General features: G+C 60.2%; 22 protein-coding genes. 11 read left to right on the forward strand and 11 right to left on the reverse strand.

Annotated elements, in window-relative coordinates:
* Positions 1-16: 16 nt before the first annotated feature.
* On the forward strand, positions 17-1,027 hold the full coding sequence (dusA, locus tag JFT58_RS21590; protein WP_198834594.1) for a tRNA dihydrouridine(20/20a) synthase DusA: 1,011 nt from the start codon (positions 17-19) through the stop codon (positions 1,025-1,027).
* 198 nt (positions 1,028-1,225) lie between these two features.
* Here the strand turns inward: dusA and JFT58_RS21595 are convergent, their stop codons facing one another.
* Positions 1,226-1,972, reverse strand: a complete 747-nt coding sequence (locus JFT58_RS21595; RefSeq protein ID WP_034126660.1) for a hypothetical protein — start codon at positions 1,970-1,972, stop codon at positions 1,226-1,228.
* A gap of 412 nt (positions 1,973-2,384) precedes the next feature.
* Between JFT58_RS21595 and tal the strand changes: the two genes are divergently transcribed.
* Positions 2,385-3,311, forward strand: coding sequence for a transaldolase (gene tal, locus JFT58_RS21600; RefSeq protein ID WP_044272927.1), 927 nt, complete (start codon positions 2,385-2,387; stop codon positions 3,309-3,311).
* A 196-nt stretch (positions 3,312-3,507) separates the two neighbouring features.
* Here tal and rssC read toward each other — a convergent pair whose 3' ends face one another.
* Positions 3,508-3,990, reverse strand: a complete 483-nt coding sequence (rssC, locus tag JFT58_RS21605) for an anti-sigma factor antagonist RssC (protein ID WP_003172602.1) — start codon at positions 3,988-3,990, stop codon at positions 3,508-3,510.
* A complete protein-coding gene (gene rssB / locus JFT58_RS21610) occupies positions 3,990-5,171 on the reverse strand; it encodes a two-component system response regulator RssB (RefSeq protein WP_054899086.1) in 1,182 nt (393 codons plus the stop codon). The genes rssC and rssB overlap by 1 nt, the downstream gene beginning before the upstream one ends.
* A gap of 276 nt (positions 5,172-5,447) precedes the next feature.
* On the opposite strand from rssB, the gene JFT58_RS21615 reads away from it, so the two are divergent.
* A complete protein-coding gene (locus JFT58_RS21615; protein ID WP_003189689.1) occupies positions 5,448-5,744 on the forward strand; it encodes a PilZ domain-containing protein in 297 nt (98 codons plus the stop codon).
* Between the two features lie 137 nt (positions 5,745-5,881).
* Here the strand turns inward: JFT58_RS21615 and JFT58_RS21620 are convergent, their stop codons facing one another.
* Complete coding sequence (locus JFT58_RS21620) at positions 5,882-6,571, reverse strand: MlaA family lipoprotein (RefSeq protein ID WP_003189688.1); 690 nt, start codon at positions 6,569-6,571, stop codon at positions 5,882-5,884.
* Positions 6,572-6,766: 195 nt separating this feature from the next.
* Here JFT58_RS21620 and JFT58_RS21625 point away from each other — a divergent pair, with 195 nt between their 5' ends.
* Positions 6,767-7,375: a hypothetical protein gene (locus JFT58_RS21625; protein ID WP_034126658.1), complete on the forward strand. Its 609-nt coding sequence runs from the start codon at positions 6,767-6,769 to the stop codon at positions 7,373-7,375.
* A 111-nt stretch (positions 7,376-7,486) separates the two neighbouring features.
* Complete coding sequence (locus JFT58_RS21630) at positions 7,487-7,753, forward strand: DUF4404 family protein (protein ID WP_014717525.1); 267 nt, start codon at positions 7,487-7,489, stop codon at positions 7,751-7,753.
* Between the two features lie 135 nt (positions 7,754-7,888).
* Here JFT58_RS21630 and queF read toward each other — a convergent pair whose 3' ends face one another.
* Both queF and copI read right to left on the reverse strand, forming a co-directional pair.
* The gene (queF, locus tag JFT58_RS21635) at positions 7,889-8,719 is read right to left on the reverse strand and encodes an NADPH-dependent 7-cyano-7-deazaguanine reductase QueF (RefSeq protein WP_034126657.1); all 831 of its coding nucleotides are present in this window, start codon (positions 8,717-8,719) and stop codon (positions 7,889-7,891) included.
* Between the two features lie 66 nt (positions 8,720-8,785).
* The gene (gene copI / locus JFT58_RS21640) at positions 8,786-9,307 is read right to left on the reverse strand and encodes a copper-resistant cuproprotein CopI (protein ID WP_054899085.1); all 522 of its coding nucleotides are present in this window, start codon (positions 9,305-9,307) and stop codon (positions 8,786-8,788) included.
* Between the two features lie 261 nt (positions 9,308-9,568).
* Here copI and JFT58_RS21645 point away from each other — a divergent pair, with 261 nt between their 5' ends.
* Positions 9,569-10,249: a heavy metal response regulator transcription factor gene (locus JFT58_RS21645; protein WP_020302902.1), complete on the forward strand. Its 681-nt coding sequence runs from the start codon at positions 9,569-9,571 to the stop codon at positions 10,247-10,249.
* Entirely contained in the window at positions 10,246-11,595 is a 1,350-nt protein-coding gene (locus JFT58_RS21650) for a heavy metal sensor histidine kinase (RefSeq protein WP_054899067.1), read from the forward strand. The genes JFT58_RS21645 and JFT58_RS21650 overlap by 4 nt, the downstream gene beginning before the upstream one ends.
* Positions 11,596-11,721: 126 nt before the next feature.
* On the opposite strand, the gene JFT58_RS21655 is transcribed toward JFT58_RS21650, so the two are convergent.
* From JFT58_RS21655 to JFT58_RS21665, 3 genes are read right to left on the reverse strand one after another with little or no spacing between them, the layout of a single operon-like run.
* Positions 11,722-12,966 (reverse strand): lipoprotein-releasing ABC transporter permease subunit, encoded by a 1,245-nt coding sequence (locus JFT58_RS21655; protein ID WP_014717521.1) that lies wholly within the window; start codon positions 12,964-12,966, stop codon positions 11,722-11,724.
* 60 nt (positions 12,967-13,026) lie between these two features.
* The gene (gene lolD / locus JFT58_RS21660; RefSeq protein ID WP_019818240.1) at positions 13,027-13,710 is read right to left on the reverse strand and encodes a lipoprotein-releasing ABC transporter ATP-binding protein LolD; all 684 of its coding nucleotides are present in this window, start codon (positions 13,708-13,710) and stop codon (positions 13,027-13,029) included.
* Positions 13,711-13,717: 7 nt separating this feature from the next.
* The gene (locus JFT58_RS21665; RefSeq protein ID WP_054899068.1) at positions 13,718-14,968 is read right to left on the reverse strand and encodes a lipoprotein-releasing ABC transporter permease subunit; all 1,251 of its coding nucleotides are present in this window, start codon (positions 14,966-14,968) and stop codon (positions 13,718-13,720) included.
* 94 nt (positions 14,969-15,062) lie between these two features.
* Here JFT58_RS21665 and JFT58_RS21670 point away from each other — a divergent pair, with 94 nt between their 5' ends.
* Positions 15,063-15,641 (forward strand): PilZ domain-containing protein, encoded by a 579-nt coding sequence (locus tag JFT58_RS21670; RefSeq protein WP_054899069.1) that lies wholly within the window; start codon positions 15,063-15,065, stop codon positions 15,639-15,641.
* Positions 15,642-15,685: 44 nt separating this feature from the next.
* Entirely contained in the window at positions 15,686-16,408 is a 723-nt protein-coding gene (locus JFT58_RS21675; RefSeq protein ID WP_014717518.1) for a glycerophosphodiester phosphodiesterase, read from the forward strand.
* Between the two features lie 42 nt (positions 16,409-16,450).
* On the opposite strand, the gene sthA is transcribed toward JFT58_RS21675, so the two are convergent.
* Positions 16,451-17,845: a Si-specific NAD(P)(+) transhydrogenase gene (gene sthA, locus JFT58_RS21680; RefSeq protein ID WP_003189670.1), complete on the reverse strand. Its 1,395-nt coding sequence runs from the start codon at positions 17,843-17,845 to the stop codon at positions 16,451-16,453.
* Positions 17,846-18,059: 214 nt separating this feature from the next.
* Between sthA and JFT58_RS21685 the strand changes: the two genes are divergently transcribed.
* Positions 18,060-18,593 carry a chalcone isomerase family protein gene (locus JFT58_RS21685; protein ID WP_054899070.1) on the forward strand — a complete coding sequence of 178 codons (534 nt, stop codon included), beginning with the start codon at positions 18,060-18,062 and terminating at the stop codon, positions 18,591-18,593.
* A gap of 171 nt (positions 18,594-18,764) precedes the next feature.
* Here JFT58_RS21685 and JFT58_RS21690 read toward each other — a convergent pair whose 3' ends face one another.
* Positions 18,765-20,228: a glyceraldehyde-3-phosphate dehydrogenase gene (locus JFT58_RS21690; protein ID WP_032873405.1), complete on the reverse strand. Its 1,464-nt coding sequence runs from the start codon at positions 20,226-20,228 to the stop codon at positions 18,765-18,767.
* 340 nt (positions 20,229-20,568) lie between these two features.
* Here JFT58_RS21690 and mfd point away from each other — a divergent pair, with 340 nt between their 5' ends.
* Positions 20,569-24,018 (forward strand): transcription-repair coupling factor, encoded by a 3,450-nt coding sequence (gene mfd, locus JFT58_RS21695; RefSeq protein ID WP_057975694.1) that lies wholly within the window; start codon positions 20,569-20,571, stop codon positions 24,016-24,018.
* The last annotated feature ends 5 nt before the right edge of the window (positions 24,019-24,023 follow it).

Raw genomic sequence — 24,023 nt, forward strand, 5'->3', positions numbered from 1 at the left:
GAACACGTTGAGTAAAATGCTAGATAAACAGACCTTTAGCCCCGTAAACACAAGGCCCACGCTGTCTCGGCGCTTTAGTGTTGCCCCCATGATGGACTGGACCGACCGCCACTGCCGGTTCTTCCTGCGCCTGCTCTCCAAACACGCCCTGCTCTACACCGAGATGGTCACCACCGGCGCTATCCTCCACGGCGACCACGACCGCTTCCTGCGCCACAACGAAGCCGAGCACCCGCTGGCGCTGCAGTTGGGCGGCAGTGTTCCGGCTGATCTGGCCGCCTGCGCTCGAATGGCCGAGGCCGCCGGTTACGACGAAGTGAACCTGAACGTCGGTTGCCCCAGCGACCGGGTGCAGAACAACATGATCGGCGCGATCCTCATGGCGCACCCTGCCCTGGTGGCGGACTGTGTGAAGGCCATGCGCGATGCGGTGTCGATTCCGGTGACGGTGAAGCACCGTATCGGCATCAATGGGCGGGACAGTTATGCCGAGTTGTGTGACTTCGTCGGGACGGTGAAGGACGCCGGTTGCACCAGTTTTACTGTGCATGCGCGGATTGCGATTCTGGAGGGGTTGTCGCCCAAGGAGAACCGGGACATTCCGCCGTTGCGTTATGACGTGGCGGCGCAGTTGAAGCGGGATTTTCCGGAGTTGGAGATTAATCTCAATGGTGGGATCAAGACGCTGGAGCAGTGCCAGGAGCATTTGCAGACGTTTGATGGGGTGATGCTGGGGCGGGAGGCTTATCACAATCCGTATCTGTTGGCGGAGGTGGATCAGCGGTTGTTTGGCAGTGAGGCGCCGGTGATTAGCCGGGCGGAGGCGTTGGCGCAGTTGCGGCCTTATATTGCTGAGCATTTGGCCAGTGGTGGGACGATGCATCACATTACTCGGCATGTGTTGGGGTTGGGCACGGGGTTTCCAGGGGCGCGCAAGTTCAGGCAGTTGTTGTCGGTGGATATTCATAAGGCGGCGGATCCGTTGGCGTTGCTGGATCAGGCGGGGACGTTGTTGGAGGGGCGGTGATTGGTCGAGTGTCAGGTAGATGCTCATTGGGAGTACCGGCGCTATCGCAGGCAAGCCAGCTCCCACATTTTTGCCTGGTGAGTGTCAGGTAAGTGCTCATTGGGTGTACCTGCGCTATCGCAGGCAAGCCAGCTCCCACATATTTAGCGGTGATTGCAAGGGCGCGGCAGGTGCTGCCGGCCCTTGCTGCACTGTTGCTTAGTTTTCCGGCACTGTTCCTTTGGGCACAGTTACCCATTGGTCGGTGTCGCGGTTATACCTTTTCCAATCTTTATCGGTCCTGACTTTTCGGTAAAGCGTGTTGAATGTGGTGCCGCCGAGTATTTGAAATTGAACTTCACCGCCTGGCGTTTTGCAGTTAACCAACCCCAGAATGGGTGAGTTCGGGTTTACTTGCAGTGCATACACGGCGTCTCCAAAGGTTCCGGTGGTGGCGTAGTCCAGTGCAAAACTCACGAACTGACTTTTCGGGGTGTCGCTGGACTGTAAGGCGAGCAGTCGCATTGTCGTGTAGGTGGCACCGTTAAAACCCAGCGCGTGTAGGTCAGGCCCATCGATGGCCCAGTACTTTTCGGGTGTGCCACCGTCCCTTAGGTATTTATCCAGGTCATTCTGCGCCTTGGAGTAGATCACCCCGGCCTTGAGTTTCTGGACGTGCCAATTGTTGGTGTCCGCGCTCTCATACGCGCGGTATACCCAGGTGGCAGGCGCAGTCACTCTGGTATCGGTGATCTTGCCGCCGTAGGATGAGGTCAGTTCGTTTTCCTTTTCCAGGGTGCGGCTCCCCATGGGTTTACCTGCCTTGGCAGTGTCAATGATGCCACGCATTTCCTGGGTATCGTAACAACCGGCGCTGAGGGCCTGCTGTACCGTCACATCGGCAAATACCGTTGTTGAACAAATAAAACCCAGCGCGGCGAATAGTGTTGATATATTCCGTTTCATTACATCTCTCCTTTGCTTTCAAACTAACGAACCAGCAGATTTTAATGCATAGACGCACACACTTCGCCGCGGACAGTTATGTCATCAGAGTTTTTATCGGCCCAAGTTAGCGCTTGCCAGTCAGGTATAGCACAAGTAAAAACAGCAACAACTAAAGAGCTGGAAAATAAACTTTTCACAACTTCAAAACATTGATATTGCCTCTATCAACTGGCTTGAAACCAGTGGCGCAGGACGGGTGGAATCCAGTTGAACCTAGCTGCGATTTTGCCCTCCAATTGAGCACCACGGCCGGTGATTCAAACGGCCGTTTCCAGGTTATTGCCCTCGCAAACGACCTAACGCATTTGCGCCCTTGAGCGCCTGCCAGCGCTCGGGTAATGTCACTAGACCCACAGGACAGAGCACGCCCATGACTTCCAAGCTGGAACAACTCAAGCAATTCACCACCGTCGTAGCCGATACCGGCGATTTTTCCACCCTCGCCAAGCTCAAGCCACAAGACGCCACCACCAACCCTTCCCTGCTGCTCAAGGCTGCGTCGATTCCTGGCTATGCCAAGCTGCTGGATGAGTGTGTGCAGGATTGCAACGGCGATGTGGGCCTGGCCAGTGACCGCTTTGCGGTTGCGGTGGGTCAAGAGATTCTCAAAGTAGTGCCGGGCCGTATTTCCACTGAGGTGGATGCGCGTCTGTCGTTCGACGAGGCCGCGATTCTCAAGCGTGCGCACCGTCTGATCGACCTGTACGACAAAGCTGGCGTTGGCCGTGACCGCGTCCTGATCAAGATCGCCTCCACCTGGGAAGGCATCCGCGCCGCCGAGAAGCTGGAAAAAGAAGGCATCCAGACCAACCTGACGCTGTTGTTCTCCTTCGCTCAGGCCGTGGCTTGTGCCGAAGCGGGTGTGTTTCTGATTTCGCCGTTCGTGGGCCGTATCTACGATTGGTACAAGAAGGCCAACGGCACCGACTACACTGGCTCCGAAGACCCGGGCGTGCAGTCGGTGACGCGCATCTATAACTACTACAAGGCTAACGGCTACAAAACAGTAGTGATGGGTGCGAGCTTCCGTAACCTCAGCCAGATCGAGGAACTGGCCGGTTGTGATCGCCTGACCATCAGCCCGGACCTGTTGGAGAAGCTGGCAGCCGATGAAGGCAAGCTGGAGCGCAAATTGGCGCCAGGCCATGCCGGTGAGGCCCGTGTGCATATGACTGAAGCGCAGTTCCGTTGGGAGTCCAACGAGGACGCGATGGCGACTGAGAAGCTGGCGGAGGGGATTCGTCAGTTTGCTCGGGACCAGGAGAAACTGGAGGCGTTGTTGTCGGCCAAGCTGTAAAAGCAGATAGCAGCAAAAAGGGCGGCACCTGTGAGGGTGTCGCCCTTTTTTGTGCGTCGGTGTCACCGCCGTCCGATGTGGGAGCTGGCTTGCCTGCGATAGCGGTGGGCCAGCCAACACTTCATCGACTGACACTGCGTAATCGCAGGCAAGCCAGCTCCCACATTGGACTGTGTGTGTTTGGGCAGGGAGGCCGTCAGTGCCGCTCGAGGGCGTTGACGAGGTCGTGGAAGGCTTCGCGGTTGGACTCATTCAAGCCCATCAGGATTTTGTGCGCTTCCAGCACCTTGACCCGCACCACTTCCTCGGACTGGTCCTGGGACGGCAGGTCGGTCAGGCACTCAGGGCACGGGATGGGGCGGTCAACGATGTTGAACACCTGGTCAAAGCCCATGGATTGCAACAGACGGGTGATGTCTTCGTGGGTGGTGACCACGGTCGGCAATAGGCCGACCTTCTGCCGAGACAGAATGGACAATTTGGCCAACAGGCCCAGGGTGGTGCTATCGATGCTGCGCGTTTCGGTCAGGTCGATCACGATCGCCGAGAAGTTCAGCGCTGTGAAGATCCGCTCGATCGTCGCATCCAGGGCCGAACACAAGGTCAGGCGCACTTCACCGACAAACTTCAGGACGAAGGTCCCGTCTTGCTCGGCGAATTGGATTCTTCCGGTACTCATCAAAGATTCCTGCTCAACACCAATAGGGCGATATCATCCGGCATCTCCCCTAGCGTGGCCAATCCAAAAACCTGCCGCAGGCCATCCAGGCTGCCGCCCGCCGACTTGACCTTTTGGGGCAAGGCGGCTTCTTTCTCTTTGAGTGTAGGCTCTGGCAAAAGGTCCAGGATGCCGTCGGACATCAGCGTCAGGCTGAAGGTCGGCGGCAGTTCCAGGATGTGGTCTTCGTAGGTGGCTTCGTTAAACAAGCCTACGGGCAGGCCACGCCCTTCCAGGTAGCGCACACTGTCAGGAGTGTACAAAACAGGCATCGGCAGGTGACCGCCAATGCTGTAGGTCAAAAGACCGGTTTCTTCGTCGATCACGCCGCCGACCATCGTCACGTGCTTGCCCAGCTTGCAGCTGATCAGGCCCCGGTTGATGTGGCCCAGCACTTCGGAGGGGGTGAACTCCGGCAAGGTGCCGTTGCGCTTGGACTCGAACAACAGCCGTGTGGTCATGAACTTCAACAACACGGTAACAAACGCGGAAGACGCGCCGTGGCCGGAAACGTCGGCCAGGTAGAACGCCACACGGCGCTCATCGACACGGAAATAGTCGACAAAATCACCCGACAGGTACAACGACGGGATGATCTGGTGGGCAAACGTGAATTCGTCAATCGTCCAAGGGCTCACCGGCAGCATGTTCATCTGCACCTGGCGCCCGGCGTTCTGGTCTTCCTGCAGCAGGTTCAGGCTGGCTTCGAGTTCGCGGTTGGCGGTCTCGAGCTTTTCGCGGTAGCGCTGGTTTTCCAGGAGCAGGCGTGCACGGTCCAGGGCGCGGCGCACCGAGTGCTCCAGCACGGCCAGGTCTTCCAGGGGCTTGATCAGGTAATCGGCGGCGCCCAGGCGCAAGGCTTCAACGGCATCGTTCATGACACCGGCACCGGACACGACAATCACCGGCGTTTGCGGGGCAAGGTCGGTCACCTGGCGAATCAGCTCCAGGCCGCCCATCTGGGGCATGCGCAGGTCGCAGATCACAAGGTCGGGCTTGTCGCGCTCGAATACCTGGAGACCCTGTTGGCCATTACTGGCCTGCAGGACGCTGAAGCCACTGTCTTCCAAGTAGGCCGCGAGGCTCGCGCGCACTACTTCGTCGTCATCGATAATCAGCAGCGTGGCACTGGTTTTTTGCATGTGGGCAAACGGCGCCAGAATTAGGTTGGCGTAGGCGGCTCGGCAATGGCCGGGCTCACGTACTGGATTCGCTTTCTAGCCTCTCTGTCCTACAAAGCATTGGGATTTGGCCCATGCACAACGGTAAAGCAGAGGTGCCCTTCTAAGGCGCAGACGGTACTCCCATCCGTGAGGGGTTTCAAGCTCATGCCGATGGTCGCCGGGCGTCTTTACACCGCAAATCACCGGGAGTTATAAGAACCCTCACAACCACAACGCAAAGTAAGGATGGATGCTGTGAGCGAACACGAGCGCGACTACGCCGAAAAACGCGATTTCATCCGCATGCGAATAGATGCCGATGTGTCTTTGATCCATGCCGGGCAGGAGATTGCCGGTACCTGCGTGGACCTCTCCAGTTCCGGCATGCAGGTGCAGGCACCTCGCCAGTTCACGGTGGGTGACCTGCTGACCGTGCGCATTGATTCAGAGCACGCCGCGCTCAGGGGTCTTGAAGCGGATACCGAGGTGGTGTGGACCAAGGCAGTAGGCGATGACCAGCATCTGGGCCTCAAGATTCTGAAAATGCGCTAACGCAGCATCCAGCCCCTGCGCAAGGGTGACGCGGAGCGTCACGGGATGCATTCCCACGCGGAGCGTGGGGAACGATCAGCGCGCACAAAAAAGGCGACCTTACAAAGGTCGCCTTTTTCATTTCAAAACGTCACAGCTTAAAAGTCGTCAACGACCTTGCCGTCCTTGACCTTGAACTCGCGGTTCTGCAGGTAAGCGTTACGAATGAAGGTGTACTTGTCGCCGCTGATCAGCTTTTCGCTGTCGAGCAGGCTGGCGCGCACGTCAACGACGTTGAGGCCGAAGGTGCTGTTACGCCAGCCGATGTCGTTCATGTAGCGGTACGGTTGGGTGTAGCTGTCGACGTATTTGGACGGCGCATCACGCAAGGTGCTTGGACCCAGCAACGGGATCATCACGTACGGGCCGCTGCCCACGCCCCAGTAGCCCAGGGTCTGGCCGAAGTCTTCATCGCTGCGCTGCAGCCCCATTTTGGTGCCGACGTCAATAAAGCCCAGAACGCCAAATGTGGTGTTGACCAACAGGCGGGCGGTGTCGACGCCTGCATTGTGCGGCTTGAGTTGCAGCACGTTGTTGGCCAGGTTGCCGACATCACCGATGTTGCGGAAGAAGTTGTGAACGCCGTCCTGCACAAATTGTGGGGTGACGAACTGATAGCCTTGGGCGATTGGCTTGAGGGCATAAGTGTCAACGGTATCGTTGAAGGTGAAGATGGGGCGGTTGACACTTTCCCACGGGTCATCTTCCGAGGCCGCTTGGGCAGCGAAAGGTGCCAACAGGATGGTGGCACACACCGATAGCTGAGCGAAGTACTGGCTCCAGCGCATAGCTTTTGCTCCTTGAATGGTCTGTCATGGGCGCTATGCCCTGAATAAGGCTGTCAGTATATGACGGAAGTGTCGATTTAGGCAGCTACCTAGAATCGTCTTAGGGAAAATGCACAAAATTCCTACAAATACCGACAGTGTCATCCCCTTGTCATGCCGCCCCGATAGCGTGGCAGCTATTTCAGGGACGTTCAGATGCCACACGCCGAGATTGCCGTCGCCGCCGCCCCCTCATTGACCGCCGTGTTATTTGGCCTGAGTGGCTGCCTGGTGGATTTTGGTTCCCTGGCGCGCACCGACTCACCTTGCGCCGACGCCGAGGCCACGCCAGGCGCATTGAAAATCCTGCGCAGTCTCAAAGAACAAGGCGTGCCCTGCGCCTGGCTGGACGAACTGCCTCCCGCCGTGACCGCGCCACTCTGCGCCGGCCTGCCGGGCTGGCTCAAGGCCGCCTCGCCCTCCTCCATTCGCTGGCCTGCGCCCCACGCCTGCTGGCAAGCGCTGATGGAGTTGAACATCGAACGTCTGGAAGGCTGCGTACTGGTCAGCGGCGAGCCGCGTCTGCTGCAATCGGGCCTGAATGCCGGTTTGTGGACCATCGGCCTGGCCTCCTGCGGTTCGCTCTGCGGCCTGTCGCCCCGGCAATGGCAGGCACTGACCGAGCAGCAACGCGAACACAAGCGCGGCAAGGCCACGGTGGCGCTCTATGGCCTGGGCGTGCACTCGGTGATCGACCATCTCGGCGAACTCGGCACCTGCCTGGCCGACATCCGCCTGCGCCAGCTCAAGGGCGAGAAGCCCTGATCGAGATCATGCACAGTTGACCCCAGTGGATTAATCTACAGGTCAGCCCGTAGACCTTTCGCCGTGCGCCGTGGTCTATGCCAGTGCCTATCGATAAAAGGAAAGAACGTCATGCCTGATCGCGAGAAGTTACAACAGCAGGCCGATATTGTGCGTGAGCAACTGGAGAACCATCCCGAGTTGCCCGCCGAGAAACGTCAAGCATTGGAAGAGTTGATCGCCAAGTTCGAAGTCCAGTTGGAAATGGAACCGGCCACCCAGACGCCCAGCATCGCTGACGATGTGAACCGGGCAGTGGAAGGTTTTGAACTGGACCATCCAGGCATTGCCGGGACGTTGCGCAATATCGTGCTGACCCTTGGCAATATCGGCATCTAACCCGAGCCCAAGCCAAACACAAAACCAAATGTGGGAGCTGGCTTGCCTGCGATAGCGGCGTATCAGTCACTTGATGAATGACTGAAAGATCGCAATCGCAGGCAAGCCAGCTCCCACAGTTTTTTGTATGAAGGCTTACTGACGCGCCAGCCGCACGTTCAGGAACTGGGTGTTCTCAGTGCTGCGATACGGATTGATATCCAACCCACCCCGACGCACATACCGTGCATACACGGTCAATTTCTCCGGCTTGAGCAAGCGCTGCAAGTCCAGGAAGATCCGCTCCACACACTGTTCATGAAAGTCCGAGTGCTGGCGAAAGCTGACGATATATTCCAGCAGGCTGGCGTGATCCAGCGCCGCACCACGGTATTCCACCACCACGCTGCCCCAGTCAGGCTGGCTGGTCACCGGGCAATTGGATTTGAGCAGGTGGCTGTGCACGCTCTCCTCCACCACGCGCGAATCATCGCAACGCAGCAGTTCCGGGCGCGGGTGTTCGTAGCTGCTGACGTTGATATCCAGGCCGTCAATGCACACGCCCGGCAACGCCATCACGCCTTCTGCCTCGATGTCGGCCAGGCTGCGAATGCGCACGCTCACTGGCTTGCCGGCCGCAGAGCTGAGGTCGGTGCGCAAGGTGGCTTCAAGGCTTTGCGTATCGGCAAACGCGGTCTGGTTCAGCGAGTTGAGGTACAGCTTGAACGACTTGGACTCGATGATGTTCGGCGAGTCGGCCGGAATGCTGAACTCACCGATGGCCACCACCGGCTTGCCCGAGGGCAACAACCAGGACAGTTCGAAGCAGTTCCAGAAATCCACGCCCTTGTACGGCAGGGTCTCGGCGCTCAGGCCCAGCTCGGCCCACTTGGCGGCGCGTGGAATCGGAAACAGCAACGAAGGCGTGTAGGTGCTGATGTATTCACTGGACTTGCCCAGCGGCGAATGTTCGGCTGCGGGATGCATGGCGGAAACCTGGCTAAATAAACCGCGCCAGTCTACCAGCCTTTGCTCGCCCCCTTAACAAACGCCTCACTCAACGGTCAGTTTACCGACCATGCCCGCCTGGTAATGCCCGGGCAGGTTGCAGGCGAACTCAAGGCCTGTGGCCTGCTTGAACGTCCAGGTCAGTTCGGCCGTCTTGCCCGGCTCCACCAACACACTGTTGGGATCGTCGTGCTTCATGCCGCCCATGTCGCCGTGGCCCATGGCGCTGTGATCCATCTTGCCCATGCCGGTAGCGGTGAGCATTCCACTGGCTTGCATCTGCAACATCTCTTTCTGGTGGGCGGCATGCATGGCCGCGTCTCCCAGGTTGAACTCATGCAGCAACTGGCCTTTGTTGACCAGCACAAAGCGCACAGTTTCACCGGCCTTGACGTCCAGGGACTTGGGCTCAAAGGCAATGTCCCGCAGCGTGACTTCAACGGTGCGCGTGGCTTTATCCGCCGGGGCCGGCTGGCCGAACGCGTAGGTGTGAGTCGCATCTGCCAGGGCATTGAAACTCAACGCCATCAGGCAGCCTGCCAATAACAGAGGTGTACGCAACGCCATCTTTCACTCTCCAAAATAGGTATCCAGCTTGGGCAACACTTTAAGATGGCCTCGCTGCCAGCCAGCTGACTGCTAGATTACAACTTTGTCAGCTTGCGCCCATCCCCTGACGAGCACGGTATAAAGCCCAATGTTTTTTTGTAGGAGCGAGCTTGCTCGCGAAGGGCTTAAGCACAACGCGTCAAGCCTGACAGCCCGCGTTACCGTTGGCGTTTTTCGCGAGCACGCTCGCTCCTACATAGCCCCTATCAAGAGCCCGATATGAAACTGCTGATCGTCGAAGACCAACCCAAAACCGGTCATTACCTGCGCCAGGGCCTGGCCGAAGCGGGCTTTACCACCGAACTGGTGGCCGACGGCACCAGTGGCCAGCACTTGGCGCTGACGGGCGACTATGACTTATTGATCCTCGATGTGATGCTGCCCGGCCGCGATGGCTGGCAAATCCTGCAGGCGGTGCGCAGTGCCGGCCTGGACATCCCGGTGCTGTTCCTCACCGCTCGCGATGCCGTAGAAGACCGAGTACATGGCCTGGAGCTGGGCGCCGACGATTACCTGGTCAAGCCCTTCGCCTTTTCCGAACTGCTGGCGCGGGTGCGCACCTTGTTGCGCCGTGGCAGCAGCACGCCGCAGGAGACCACGCTGCAACTGGCCGACCTGAGCCTGGACTTGATCCGCCGCCGCGTCGAGCGCAGCGGCCAGCGCATCGACCTCACCGCCAAGGAGTTCGCCCTGCTGGAGCTGCTGCTACGCCGCCAGGGCGAAGTGCTGCCCAAGACGCTGATCGCCTCCCAGGTGTGGGACATGAATTTCGACAGCGACACCAACATCATCGAAGTCGCCATTCGCCGCCTGCGCCTGAAAGTCGACGACAATTTCCCCAATAAGCTGATCCACACCGTGCGCGGCATGGGTTACGTGCTGGAGGAACGGTTCACGTGATCAAGCGCCTGTCCCTGACCAGCCGCCTGGCGCTGCTGTTTGCCGCCTGCACGGCGGTGGTCTCGTTGATCGCCGGAGTGTTGTTCAACCGGGCCAGCGAGGCGCACTTCATGGAGCTGGACCAGCAACAGCTCGAAAGCAAACTGGTAGCCCTGCGCAGCACCTTGCAAGGTGTCGCCTCACCGGAAGACCTCGCCCGGCGAACCCCTCAACTGCGCGCCGAACTCGATCACCAGCCCGACCTCACCTTGCGCATCACCGGGGCGGGTCAACGTTGGCTGGACGGCGCGCCACACCTTCCCTTGCCCCAAGCGCCCGGCCTACACAGCCTGCAATACGCAGGCACCGACTACCGCGTATTCATCGCACCCTTGACGCCCAGCCAACTCGATTCGCCACAGCTGACACTGATCCTCGACATCACCCACCACCAGCACTTTCTGCAACGCATGCAACGCTTGATCTGGCTGACCGTCGGCCTCTCGGCCCTGGCCACTGCCCTGCTCGGCGCCTGGGCTGCACGCAGTGGCTTGCGACCACTGCGGCGCATGGGCGAAGTGGCTGCCAGCGTCTCCGCCCATTCCCTGACGCAACGCTTACCCCAAGCGCAAATGCCGGTGGAGCTGGCAGAGCTCGCCCAGGCCGTCAACGCCATGCTGGCCCGCCTCGATGATGCGTTCCAGCGCCTGTCCGCCTTCAGCGCAGATATTGCCCACGAACTGCGCACACCGCTGTCCAACTTGCTGACCCAGACCCAAGTCATCCTCACCCAGCCACGCCCGCTGGAGGATTACCGCGAGGCGCTGCACAGCAACCTGGAAGAGCTGCAATGGATGGCGCAACTGGTCAACGACATGCTGTACCTGGCCAAAGCTGACCACGGCTTGCTGATGCCCAGCCGAGAAGCTCTGGATTTGGGCGATGAGGTCGACGCACTGTTGGAGTTCTTTACCCTGCTGGCGGAGGACGCACAGGTGACGCTGGTGCGCGAAGGCACCGCCCAGACGATGGGCGATCGCGGTATGTTGCGTCGGGCCTTGTCGAATCTGCTGGATAACGCGCTGCGGTTTACCCCACCGGGCGGTGAAGTGCGGGTGCGGATCAAGAGTGGCGTGACACTGACGGTTGAGAACAGCGGGGAAGGCATTCCTGCGTCGTTACTGCCGAGGCTGTTTGACCGGTTCTACCGAGCCGACCCGTCGAGGCGCGCAGGCAGCAGTGAACATGCGGGGCTGGGGTTGGCGATTACCCAGTCGATTGTACGCGCGCATGGCGGGAGGATTTATTGTGAGTCGCAGGCGGGCTGGACCAGGTTTGTGATTGAGTTGCCCGAGGGCGACTGCTGATCGTTCCCACGCTCCGCGTGGGACTGCATTCAGGGACGCTCTGCGTCCCAACAGCGGACGCGGAGCGTCCGGTGAGGCATTCCCACGCGGAGCGTGGGAACGATCAGACGCGTGGGAACGAGCAGGTTACGAATACCTGAGGGCGTGCGCCGGCTCAATCTTCGCCGCCCGATACGCTGGGTAAATCGTCGCCAAGAAGCTCAACACAAACCCCGCCGAGCAAATCAGCAACACATCCCCACCTTGCAGCTCCGAAGGCAGGTTGCTGACAAAGTACACATCCGAGCTGAAGATATGCTGCCCGCTCACCCGCTCCAGCCAGCCCACCAGCTCACTCACGTTCAGGGCCGCAATCACCCCCAGCACGCCGCCGATCAAGGTGCCGACCACGCCAATCACGGTGCCCTGCACCATGAAGATCGCCATGATCTGCCGAGGTGTAGCGCCGATGGTACGCAGGATGGCGATGTCCGCGCCCTTGTCGTTCACCACCATGATCAAGGTGGCGATGATGTTGAACGCGGCCACGGCGACGATCATCAGCAACAGCAGGCCGATCATGGTCTTTTCCATTTTCATCGCGCTGAACAGGCTGCCCTGGGTGTGGGTCCAGTCATCCGGCTTATAAGCCGCGCCCAGGCTGGCGGCGATATCTGCCGAGACTTTGGGCGCTGCATACAGGTCCTTCACCGCCAGGCGCACGCTTTGCACCTGGTTGGGCTGCCAATGCTGGATTTCAGCGGCGTCGGCCATGTGGATCAGGGCCATGGAGCCATCCAGTTCGGCGCCGACCTTGAAGATGCCCACCACATTCAGGCGCTGCATGCGCGGGGTGATACCGCCCGGGGCGCTGCTGAGTTCCGGCACGATCAGGGTCAGTTTGTCGCCCACGTTCAGGCGAAAACGCCGTGCAGTGATATCACCGACCACCACCCCGAACTCGCCGGGCTTGAGGTCGTCGAGTTTGCCGCGCACGATGTGCTGGGCCACGATCGACACCTTGCCTTCCTGAGCCGGGTCGACGCCGCTGATCTCGATGGGCTGCATCGCGCCCTTATAGGAAAACATGCCATCCATCTGGGTGAAGGGCACAGCGGCGGTGACTTGCGGATTCTTCATCGCGGCCGCGGCCACCGGCTGCCAATCATCAATCGGCTTTACGCCGACGATGGTGGCGTGGGGCACCATGCCGAGGATGCGTGAGCTCATTTCACGCTGAAAGCCGTTCATCACCGAAAGCACTACGATCATCGCCAATACGCCCAGGGCGAGGCCGATCATCGAGGTCATCGAGATAAACGAGACAAAACGGTTGCGGCGCTTGGCGCGGGTATAGCGCGTGCCGATAAAAATCGATAACGGTCTGAACATTCGCGGGCACCGTTGGAAAAATGAAAAAGCCCGACCTCAAAAAACCGGGCTTGCAACAGGTCAGATAGCGACCAGATGACCTTCCTGCAAATGCAGTACGCGGTCCATCTGCCGGGCCATGCTCATGTCATGGGTCACCACCAGGAACGCGGTGCGCATCTGGGTGCTCAGTTCCAGCATCAAGTCCTTGATGCCCTGGGCGGTGTGGGAGTCGAGGTTGCCGGTCGGCTCGTCGAGCATCACCAGGCCGGGGTTGTTCACCAGGGCACGGGCAATCGCCACGCGCTGGCGCTCACCACCGGACAACTCCGCTGGCTTGTGCTCCAGGCGGTGGCCGAGGCCGACGCGCTCGAGCAAGGCCGTGGCACGCTGACGCGCTTCAGGAATCGCGGTCTTGCCAATCAACAGCGGCATGCACACGTTTTCCAGGGCGGTGAATTCCGGCAGCAAGTGGTGGAACTGGTACACAAAGCCCAACGAGCGGTTGCGCAGTTGGCCGCGGGCCTTTTCATTCAAGGCCGAGAGTTCTTCACCGGCCAGCCATACGCTGCCCTGGGACGGCGTGTCGAGGCCGCCCAACAGGTTGAGCAAGGTACTCTTGCCGGAACCGGAACTGCCGACGATCGCCACACGCTCGCCAGGGTGCAGTTCAAGCTGCAGGTTGGACAGCACCACCACCGACTCCGGGCCTTCCTCGTAGGATTTGCCCAGGTTGCGGCAGCTCAGGATTGCTTTTTCACTCATGCCCGATTCACTCATAACGTAATGCCTGTGCTGGCTGGGTACGTGCCGCGCGCCAGGCTGGATACAGGGTGGCAAGGAAGCTCAGGACCAACGCAGCGCCGCCCACCATCAGCACGTCCTGGGTTTGCACCTGGGACGGCAAGTAATCGATGAAGTAGACGTCGGCGTTGAGAAACTTGTGGCCGATCACCTTTTCAAGCAGGGCGATGGCGGCGCTGACGTTCAGCGCGGCCAGAATGCCCACCGCCGTGCCGATCAAGGTGCCGACCACGCCGATCACGGTGCCCTGCACCATGAAGATCGCCATGATCTGCCCCGGCGTGGCGCCCAACGTACGCAGGATGGCGATGTCGCCCTTCTTGTCGTTCACCACCATCACCAGCGTGGAGATGATGTTGAAGGCCGCCACGGCGACGATCAGCAACAACAACAGGCCGATCATGGCTTTTTCCATGCGGATGGCCTGATACAGGTTGCCGTGGGTGCGGGTCCAGTCGCGAGCGTAGTACTCGGTTTCACCCAGGTGCTGGGCAATTTCCCAGGCGCCGCGCGGCGCATCGAACAGGTCGTTGAATTTCAGGCGCAGGCCCTGCACCTGGTCGGGCTGCCAGCGATGCAGGCGGGCCAGGTCGGTGAGATTGGTCAGGCCGATGTAACCGTCGATCTCGCCAGCGCCGACGTGGAAGGTGCCCACCACGGTAAAGCGCTTCATGCGCGGGAACATGCCGGCCGGGGTCACGGTGACTTCCGGGGCGACGAAGGTCAGCTTGTCGCCAACCTCTACGCCCAGCTTGGCCGCGGCCTTGTCACCGATGACGATGCCAAAGCTGCCCGGCGACAGCTCGTCGAGCTTACCTTGCAGCATGAACTTGTCGATGATCGAGACGTTGCGCTCCTGGGCCGGGTCGATGCCGTTGAGCAGGATCTTCTGCACTTTGCCGTCATTGGTCAGCAACCCCTGCATCTGGGTAAACGGCGCTACCGCCACCACCTTGGGGTTCTGCTGGACCTTGGCGGCCAGGCTTTGCCAGTCGTTGATGGGCGCATCGCCCTCGATGGTCGCGTGGGGCACCATGCCCAGCACGCGGGTGCGCATCTCATGATCGAAGCCATTCATCACCGACAGCACCACGATCATCACGACCACGCCCAGGGCGAGACCGATCATCGAGGTCAAGGAAATGAACGACACAAAATGATTGCGACGCTTTGCACGGGTATAACGCGTGCCGATAAATACGAAGAGAGGTCTGAACATGTCGGGGCTTGTTCGGAGGAAAAGAAGACGTCCCGGTGGCGGGGTCTGGTCAGCAGCTTTACACTCAGACCATTACCGTTACCTGGGGTTCGCCATGTCGACATTAGATGAAGAAGAGCGCCGCGAATACTACCGTATCGACGACATGATCGCACTTCAAATCAAACCCCTGTCGGGCCCCGACGCGGCGAGCAAGGAAGTGTTGCTGGATGATTCACCGCTGTTCAATCTGCTCAGCGAGCTGCACTTGAGCGAATTCGAAGCCCAGCACCTGCTGCGCCAGATCAGCGAGAAAGACCGCAGCCTGGCGGCCTTCCTCAAAGTGCAGAACAAACGCCTGGATCTGCTCAGCCAGGTCATGGCTCGCGGTTTGCTGAACGAGGTGGGTGCGCCGCAACCGGTGATCCTCTCCGAGGGCGGCATCGACTTCCAGCACCCGACACCGCTGGCCGCCGACACTCACCTGGCGGTCAAGCTGGTGCTGATGCCCCAGGCGCTCGGCCTGTTGCTGCGCGCGCGGGTGACCCATTGCGACCCCAAGGGCGACGGCTTTGATGTGGGCACGGAGTTCGAGTCCATGACCGACGCCCAACGCCAACTGCTGGCGCGCTATATCCTGCAGAAACAGGCCCAGGAACGCCGCCTGGCGCGAGAACAAAGCGAAGACCTCTGAATGCGTATTCACGACGCCAGCCATCCTGGCGCAAAGGAGCAACTGTGACCCTGATTTACGGCCACCGCGGTGCCAAAGGCGAAGCACCGGAAAATACCCTGACCAGTTTTCAGGAATGTCTCAAACACGGCGTACGTCGTTGCGAACTGGACTTGCACCTGTCCATGGACGGCGAGTTGATGGTCATCCACGACCCGACCCTCAAGCGCACCACCGACCGGCGCGGCAAGGTCGTCGAGTACTCGGCGGCTGATCTGGTGAAAATGGACGCGCGCAAAGGCGGCCCAGGCTGGGTAAGCCCCTGCCCGATTCCACGCCTGGAGGAGTTGTTCGAACAGTGCGACTTCGATCACTGGCAACTGGAAGTCAAAAGCGCCTCGCGTACCCGTGCCGCCACCACTGTGCTGGCGATTCGCGAAATGGCTGTGCGCTTTGGCTTGATGGACAAGGTCACGGTCACGTCAAGCTCGCGGGAAGTGCTCAAGGCCGCCGTGGAACTCACCCCGGACCTGTCACGCGGGCTGGTCGCCGAATATGCCTGGCTCGACCCGCTGAAGGTCGCGCAGAACTACGGCTGTGAGTATTTGGCATTGAACTGGACGCTGTGCACCCCCGAGCGGCTGGAAAAAGCCCAGCGCCAGGGCTTGCATGTGTCCGTGTGGACAGTCAACGAACCTGCGCTGATGCGCAGGCTCGCCGACTTCGGCGTAGATAGCCTGATTACAGACTTTCCCGGTTTGGCCACTGCCACCCTCGAGAATTACTGAAATCGGTCTCCCCGGCCGGCTCAGGCCACCGGCCGGAGCCGCTCAAAAAAGCCGGTTGAGGCCGTCGTAGGCCGCTACCCGATAGGCTTCGGCCATGGTCGGGTAGTTGAAGGTGGTGTTGACGAAATACTTGAGGGTATTTTGCTCACCTGGCTGGTTCATGATCGCCTGGCCGATGTGCACGATCTCCGAGGCCTGGTAGCCGAAGCAATGCACGCCGAGTACTTCCAGGGTTTCGCGGTGGAACAGGATTTTCAGCATGCCTTGCGGCTCACCGGCAATCTGCGCACGCGCCATGCTCTTGAAGAACGCCTTGCCCACTTCGTAAGGCACCTTGGCCTTGGTCAGTTCGTGCTCGTTCTTGCCGATCGAGCTGATCTCGGGAATCGTGTAGATCCCGGTCGGCACGTCGTTCACGTAGCGCCAGCTGCCATTGTCGACAATGCTGCCAGCGGCCGAGCGGCCCTGGTCATGGGCGGCACTGGCCAGGCTTGGCCAGCCGATCACGTCACCGGCGCCGTAGATGTTCGGCACGCAGGTGCGGTAGTTCTCATCCACTTCGATCTGGCCACGGCTGTTGACCTTGACCCCGATGTTTTCCATGCCCAGCTTGTCGGTGTTGCCGGTACGGCCGTTGCACCACAGCAAGGCGTCGGCCTTGATCTTCTTGCCGGACTTGAGGTGCAGGATCACCCCATTGTCCAGGCCTTCGACCCGCTCGTACTCTTCGTTGTGGCGCACGGTGATGTTGTTGTTGCTGAAGTGGTAGCTCAACGCCTGGGAGATTTCCGAGTCGAGGAAGCTGAGCAACTGGTCGCGGTTGTCCACCAGCTCGACCAGTACACCCAGGCCACTGAAGATCGAGGCGTATTCACAGCCGATCACGCCGGCGCCGTAGATGATCAGTTTGCGCGGGGTATGGCCCAGGCTCAGGATGGTATCGCTATCGTAGATACGCGGGTGGTGGAAATCGATGTCCGCCGGGCGATACGGGCGCGAACCGGTGGCGATGATGATGTGCTTGGCCACCAGTTTCTCGACCACGCCATTGGCGCAGACCACTTCGACGGTTTGCTCATCGGCAAAACTGCCGGTGCCGAAGAACAGGTCGACGCGGTTACGGGCGTAGTAGCCGGTACGCGAGGCGACTTGCTTGGAGATGACTTTTTCAGCGCTTTTCAGTACGTCCGGGAACGAGAACCAGCGCGGCTCACCAATGGCCCGGAACATCGGGTTGGTATTGAACTGCATGATCTGCCGTACCGAGTGACGCAACGCCTTGGACGGGATGGTACCCAGGTGGGTGCAGTTACCGCCGACCTGGCGACGGCTATCAACCATCGCCACCTTGCGCCCTGCTTTGGCAGCGTTCATCGCCGCACCTTCTCCAGCTGGGCCGGAACCCAGTACCACCACGTCGTAGTTGTAGACAGCCATGCGTACTCCTCAGAACAGGCCAGGCGTACGATTGGACGCCGGGCTAAATCATGCCGCGGCCAGCGAGCATGAAGGACAATTTGGCTCAAGTGTGTGAACCGGGGCACAGTCTATAGAAGGCCGAGCGCCGCGAACATTAACCCTTGGTCGCGTCGTAGGCCAGTGTTGCCATACTACAGGACGCACATCAGCGCCGAATTCAGGATGAGCCATTATGCGACAACTATTTTTCTGTTTGATGCTGATGGTGTCGCTCACGGCGCACGCCAACGACGCACAGCGGCTCAAGCAGGCAAGCTTCCCCGCACAGGTCGAGGGGCTGGCCCTGAAAAACCAGGCGGTGTTCAACTATCTCTGGGCGGAGGTGTATGCCGCCGCGCTGTATGCACCCGCTGACCTGCCGGCAAAGCAGGCCTGGGACCAGCAGAAGGCTGTGCGCCTGGCGCTGTATTACTTTCGCGACATTGACCGCGATGATGTGATCAAGGCGGCCACCGTCACCTTGGAGCGCCAGCAAGCCAATGCCGGGTTGAACCCAGAGATAGCCAAGCTGCACGCGCGCTTTCGGGATATTCGCAGCGGTGATCGCTACGCCCTGGATTTTCGTCCGGGGCGCGGGTTGAATCTGGAGATTAATGGGCAGGTGGTGTTCAGCAGCCCGGACGCTGAATTAGCGAAGGCCTACCTGGGTATCTGGCTGGCGCCCAAAGGGCTGTCGGACAGTTTGCGCAACACGCTATTCAAGTGATGGCGGCGTGGACGGTTCCATCGTCATCGCAGGCAAGCCAGCTCCCACAGGTAAATGCAGTTCAACTGTGGGAGCTGGCTTGCCTGCGATAAGGCCCTCCCAGACACCACAAAACCCACGGCCATAAAAAAGCCCCGAACCAGTCGGGGCTTCTTCATTCAGCGCAAAGGCTTAGCGCGGAAACGCAGGCGGGTTGACCCCAGCCATGTCTTCCATCACGCGAACCACCTGGCAGCTGTAACCGAACTCGTTGTCGTACCACACGTACAGCACAACACGGTTGTCCTGGGTGATGGTCGCTTCGGCGTCCACCACACCAGCATGGCGCGAGCCAACGAAGTCGGTGGAGACCACTTCCTGGGAATTGACGAAGTCGATCTGCTTATGCAGGTCGGAGTGCAGCGCCATGTAGCGCAGGTACTCGTTCATCTCTTCGCGGGTGGCGGCTTTCTCAAGGTTGAGGTTGAGAATGGCCATCGACACGTTCGGCGTCGGTACGCGGATCGCGTTACCGGTCAGCTTGCCGGCCAGCTCAGGCAGAGCCTTGGCAGCGGCCGTGGCAGCACCGGTCTCGGTGATCACCATGTTCAACGCGGCGCTACGGCCACGGCGATCGCCTTTGTGGAAGTTGTCGATCAGGTTCTGGTCGTTGGTGTACGAGTGAACGGTTTCAACGTGGCCGTTAACGATGCCGAACTTGTCATTCACAGCCTTGAGCACCGGCACGATGGCGTTGGTGGTGCAGGAAGCGGCGGACACGATCTTGTCGTCAGCGGTGATTTCAGCGTGGTTGATGCCGTGCACGATGTTCTTGAGCTTGCCCTTGCCAGGCGCGGTCAGCACAACGCGGTCGACACCTGGGCAAGCCAGGTGCTGGCCCAGGCCCTCGGCATCACGCCATACGCCAGTGTTGTCCACCAGCAAGGCGTTCTGGATGCCGTACTGGGTGTAATCCACCTCGGTCGGGTTCTTCGCGTAGATCACCTGGATCAGGTTACCGTTGGCGGTGATGGTGTTGTTTTCTTCGTCAATGGTGATGGTGCCATTGAACGAGCCGTGTACCGAATCGCGACGCAGCAGGCTGGCGCGCTTGGTCAGGTCGTTCTCGGCGCCTTTGCGCACCACGATGGCACGCAGGCGCAGGCCGTCGCCACCACCGGTTTTCTCGATCAGGATGCGCGCCAGCAGGCGGCCGATACGGCCAAAGCCGTACAACACCACGTCGGTGCCTTTGCGGGCGGCAGCGTTTTGCTGGCCAACCACATCGGCCATTTCTTCACGTACGAACTGCTCGGCAGTGCGGCCGGCGCCTTCTTTACGGAATTTGTAGGCCAACTTGCCCAGGTCTACCGAAGCCGCGCCGAGCTTGAGCTCGCTCATGGCTTTGAGCAGTGGGAATGTTTCGTGGACGGAGAGTTCGCTGTCGTCGGCGGAGCGATGGCGCGCAAAGCGGTGCGCTTTGAGAATCGCGATGACAGACTGGTTGATCAGGCTGCGGCCATAGATCGAGCTCACCACATTGTTATTGCGGTACAGCTGACCGATAAGCGGAATCATCGCTTCAGCGAGTGCTTCACGGTCGATCCATTCACCAAGACACTGGTCGGGCTTCTGAGTCACGGGAACCTTCCACATGTAGGGGCAGAAAAAAGGGGCTACATTATGTCGCCCGACTGAGCGTTGAGCAATGCGCGAAGGGCAACAAAAAGCCCTTGCAAAAAAATACCACCGCGCTACAGCCCAGGAAACATGCGGGCTCCAGAAGGCCACTAGTTTGGCGAGCAGGCCGACTTGTCCGTAACTCTCCTAAACATTCGCGCATTTTGGCACTACATATTGAGTCAAAACCCGCCATTGTTTGTCTTAGCCACTACATTTCCTGCAAACCGTAATAGGCACAGTCAGCAACTGACAGGCGGCACCTGGGGCCGTTACAATTACCGACTTTGTCGCAACGCTTGGAGCTCAACCTTCCGTGCCCGTTCTGCGTCTACCGTTACTCCCTGCCGCGGCAGGTAAACAGCACTGGGGCAACCTGCCCGGTGCCGCCCTGAGCCTGGCCATTGCCGAGGCTGCCAGCGCAGCCAAGCGCTTTACCCTACTGCTCACCGCCGACAGCCAAAGTGCCGAACGGTTGGAGCAGGAGCTGAGCTTCTTCGCCCCGGATTTGCCGGTGCTGCATTTTCCCGACTGGGAAACCCTGCCCTACGACCTGTTCTCGCCGCACCAGGACATCATCTCCCAGCGCATCGCCAGCCTGTACCGCTTGCCGGAACTGGCCCACGGCGTGCTGGTGGTGCCGATCACCACCGCCCTGCACCGCCTGGCACCGACCAAGTTCCTGCTCGGCAGCAGCCTGGTGCTGGACGTGGGCCAGAAGCTCGACGTCGAGCAGATGCGCACGCGCCTGGAAGCCAGCGGCTACCGCTGCGTCGACACGGTGTACGAGCACGGTGAGTTCGCGGTGCGCGGTGCCTTGATCGACCTGTTCCCGATGGGCAGCAAGTTGCCGTACCGCATCGACCTGTTCGATGACGAGATCGAGACGCTGCGCACCTTCGACCCGGAGAACCAGCGTTCCATCGACAAGGTCGACTCGATCAAGCTGCTGCCGGCGCGGGAATTCCCGTTGCAAAAAGACGCGGTAACACGCTTCAAGGCGCGCTTTCGTGAGCGCTTCGATGTCGACTTCCGTCGCTGCCCGATCTTCCAGGACTTGAGCAGCGGGATTACACCTGCCGGTATCGAGTACTACCTGCCGTTGTTCTTCGACGAAACCTCCACCCTCTTCGACTACCTGCCGCAGGACACCCAGGTGTTCTCCCTGCCGGGTATCGAACAGGCGGCGGAAAACTTCTGGAACGATGTGCGCAACCGCTACGAAGAACGCCGCGTCGATCCATCACGGCCTTTACTGCCGCCCGCTGAACTGTTCCTGCCAGTTGAAGACTGCTTCGCGCGCCTGAAAAACTGGCCGCGTGTGGTCGCCAGCCAGCAGGACGTGGACGCCGGCAGCGGCCGCGAGCGTTTCCCGGCGAGCGCGTTGCCCGATCTGGCGATCCAGGCCAAAGCCACGCAACCGCTGGAGGCGCTGTCTAACTTCCTCGGTGACTTCCCGGGCCGCGTGCTGTTTACCGCCGAATCCGCCGGGCGTCGCGAAGTGCTGCTGGAGCTGTTGGAGCGCCTGAAGCTGCGGCCGAAAACCGTCGACAGCTGGCCGGATTTTGTCGCCAGCAAAGAGCGCCTGGCAATCACCATCGCGCCGCTGGACGAAGGGCTGCAGCTGGATGACCCGGCGCTGGCCTTGATCGCCGAAAGCCCGCTGTTCGGCCAGCGCGTGATGCAGCGCAGGCGCCGGGAAAAACGCGCCGATGCCAACAACGACGCGGTGATCAAGAACCTCACCGAGCTGCGCGAAGGCGCGCCGGTGGTGCATATCGACCACGGTGTAGGCCGCTACCTGGGCTTGCAGACTCTGGAGATCGACAACCAGGCCGCCGAATTCCTCACCATGGAATACGCCGAGGGCGCCAAGCTCTACGTGCCGGTGGCCAACCTGCACCTGATCGCCCGCTACACCGGCAGCGACGACGCCTTGGCGCCGTTGCACCGCCTGGGCTCCGAGACCTGGCAGAAAGCCAAGCGCAAGGCCGCCGAACAGGTGCGCGACGTGGCCGCCGAACTGCTCGACATCTATGCCCGCCGTGCTGCCCGCGAAGGTTATGCCTTCGCCGACCCGAAAGCCGACTACGCCACTTTCAGCGCCGGCTTCGCCTTCGAAGAAACCCCGGACCAGCAAACCACCATCGAAGCGGTGCGCGCCGACATGCTCGCGCCCAAGCCGATGGATCGCCTGGTGTGTGGCGACGTGGGCTTCGGCAAGACCGAAGTGGCCATGCGTGCAGCCTTTATTGCGGTGCACGGCGGTCGCCAAGTGGCGATCCTGGTGCCAACCACCCTGCTCGCCCAGCAGCACTACAACAGCTTCCGCGACCGCTTTGCCGACTGGCCGGTGACCGTGGAGGTGATGAGCCGCTTCAAGTCCGCCAAGGAAGTGAATGCCGCCGTCGCCGACCTGGCCGAGGGCAAGATCGACATCGTCATCGGTACTCACAAGCTGCTGTCGGACGATGTGAAGATCAAGAACCTGGGCTTGGTGATCATCGACGAAGAACACCGCTTTGGTGTGCGCCAGAAAGAACAGCTCAAGGCCCTGCGCAGTGAAGTCGATATCCTCACCCTCACCGCCACGCCGATTCCGCGCACTCTGAACATGGCGGTGTCGGGCATGCGCGACCTGTCGATCATCGCCACGCCACCGGCGCGTCGCCTGTCGGTGCGCACCTTCGTGATGGAGCAGAACAAGAGCACGGTCAAGGAAGCCCTGCTGCGCGAACTGCTGCGCGGCGGCCAGGTGTATTACCTGCACAACGATGTGAAAACCATCGAGAAATGCGCCGCCGACCTCGCCGAACTGGTACCTGAGGCCCGTATCGCCATCGGCCACGGGCAGATGCGCGAGCGCGAACTCGAACAGGTGATGAGCGACTTTTACCACAAGCGCTTCAACGTGCTGATCGCCTCGACCATCATCGAGACCGGCATCGACGTGCCGAGCGCCAACACCATCATCATCGAGCGTGCCGACAAGTTCGGCCTGGCGCAGCTGCACCAATTGCGCGGTCGCGTCGGGCGCAGTCACCACCAGGCCTATGCCTACCTGCTCACACCGCCGCGCCAGCAGATCACTTCCGATGCGGAAAAACGCCTGGAAGCGATCGCCAATACCCAGGACCTCGGGGCCGGCTTTGTATTGGCCACTAATGACCTGGAAATCCGGGGTGCCGGTGAATTGCTCGGCGACGGCCAGAGCGGGCAGATCCAGGCGGTGGGTTTCACGCTGTATATGGAGATGCTCGAACGCGCGGTAAAAGCCATCCGCAAAGGCGAACAACCGAACCTCGACCAACCCTTGGGCGGCGGCCCGGAGATCAACCTGCGCTTGCCGGCGTTGATTCCCGAAGACTACCTGCCGGATGTGCATGCACGGTTGATCCTGTACAAGCGCATTGCCTCGGCGGCCGACGAAGAAGGCCTCAAGGACTTGCAGGTAGAGATGATCGACCGTTTCGGCCTGTTGCCGGAACCGACCAAGAACCTGGTGCGCCTGACCCTGCTCAAGTTGCAGGCCGAGCAGTTGGGCATCAAGAAAGTCGACGCCGGGCCCCAAGGCGGGCGTATCGAATTCGAAGCGCAGACGCCGGTCGACCCGTTGGTGCTGATCAAGCTGATCCAGGGCCAGCCCAACCGCTACAAGTTCGAAGGGGCTACGCTGTTCAAGTTCATGGTGCCGATGGAACGCGCCGAAGAACGCTTCAACACTTTGGAGGCGCTGTTTGAACGCCTCATTCCGAAATCCGTTTAAGGACG

This window comes from Pseudomonas sp. MF6767, from assembly GCF_016405475.1.
In the GTDB taxonomy this organism is placed as follows: Bacteria; Pseudomonadota; Gammaproteobacteria; order Pseudomonadales; family Pseudomonadaceae; genus Aquipseudomonas; species Aquipseudomonas paracarnis.

What these genes read in the sequence shown, in the direction of transcription:
- dusA (WP_198834594.1), top strand. Translation starts at nt 17, where the DNA reads ATGCTAGATAAACAGACCTTTAGCCCCGTAAACACAAGGCCCACGCTG.
- JFT58_RS21595 (WP_034126660.1), bottom strand. Translation starts at nt 1,972, where the DNA reads ATGAAACGGAATATATCAACACTATTCGCCGCGCTGGGTTTTATTTGT.
- tal (WP_044272927.1), top strand. Translation starts at nt 2,385, where the DNA reads ATGACTTCCAAGCTGGAACAACTCAAGCAATTCACCACCGTCGTAGCC.
- rssC (WP_003172602.1), bottom strand. Translation starts at nt 3,990, where the DNA reads ATGAGTACCGGAAGAATCCAATTCGCCGAGCAAGACGGGACCTTCGTC.
- rssB (WP_054899086.1), bottom strand. Translation starts at nt 5,171, where the DNA reads ATGCAAAAAACCAGTGCCACGCTGCTGATTATCGATGACGACGAAGTA.
- JFT58_RS21620 (WP_003189688.1), bottom strand. Translation starts at nt 6,571, where the DNA reads ATGCGCTGGAGCCAGTACTTCGCTCAGCTATCGGTGTGTGCCACCATC.
- JFT58_RS21625 (WP_034126658.1), top strand. Translation starts at nt 6,767, where the DNA reads ATGCCACACGCCGAGATTGCCGTCGCCGCCGCCCCCTCATTGACCGCC.
- JFT58_RS21630 (WP_014717525.1), top strand. Translation starts at nt 7,487, where the DNA reads ATGCCTGATCGCGAGAAGTTACAACAGCAGGCCGATATTGTGCGTGAG.
- queF (WP_034126657.1), bottom strand. Translation starts at nt 8,719, where the DNA reads ATGCATCCCGCAGCCGAACATTCGCCGCTGGGCAAGTCCAGTGAATAC.
- copI (WP_054899085.1), bottom strand. Translation starts at nt 9,307, where the DNA reads ATGGCGTTGCGTACACCTCTGTTATTGGCAGGCTGCCTGATGGCGTTG.
- JFT58_RS21645 (WP_020302902.1), top strand. Translation starts at nt 9,569, where the DNA reads ATGAAACTGCTGATCGTCGAAGACCAACCCAAAACCGGTCATTACCTG.
- JFT58_RS21655 (WP_014717521.1), bottom strand. Translation starts at nt 12,966, where the DNA reads ATGTTCAGACCGTTATCGATTTTTATCGGCACGCGCTATACCCGCGCC.
- lolD (WP_019818240.1), bottom strand. Translation starts at nt 13,710, where the DNA reads ATGAGTGAAAAAGCAATCCTGAGCTGCCGCAACCTGGGCAAATCCTAC.
- JFT58_RS21665 (WP_054899068.1), bottom strand. Translation starts at nt 14,968, where the DNA reads ATGTTCAGACCTCTCTTCGTATTTATCGGCACGCGTTATACCCGTGCA.
- JFT58_RS21670 (WP_054899069.1), top strand. Translation starts at nt 15,063, where the DNA reads ATGTCGACATTAGATGAAGAAGAGCGCCGCGAATACTACCGTATCGAC.
- sthA (WP_003189670.1), bottom strand. Translation starts at nt 17,845, where the DNA reads ATGGCTGTCTACAACTACGACGTGGTGGTACTGGGTTCCGGCCCAGCT.
- JFT58_RS21685 (WP_054899070.1), top strand. Translation starts at nt 18,060, where the DNA reads ATGCGACAACTATTTTTCTGTTTGATGCTGATGGTGTCGCTCACGGCG.
- JFT58_RS21690 (WP_032873405.1), bottom strand. Translation starts at nt 20,228, where the DNA reads ATGTGGAAGGTTCCCGTGACTCAGAAGCCCGACCAGTGTCTTGGTGAA.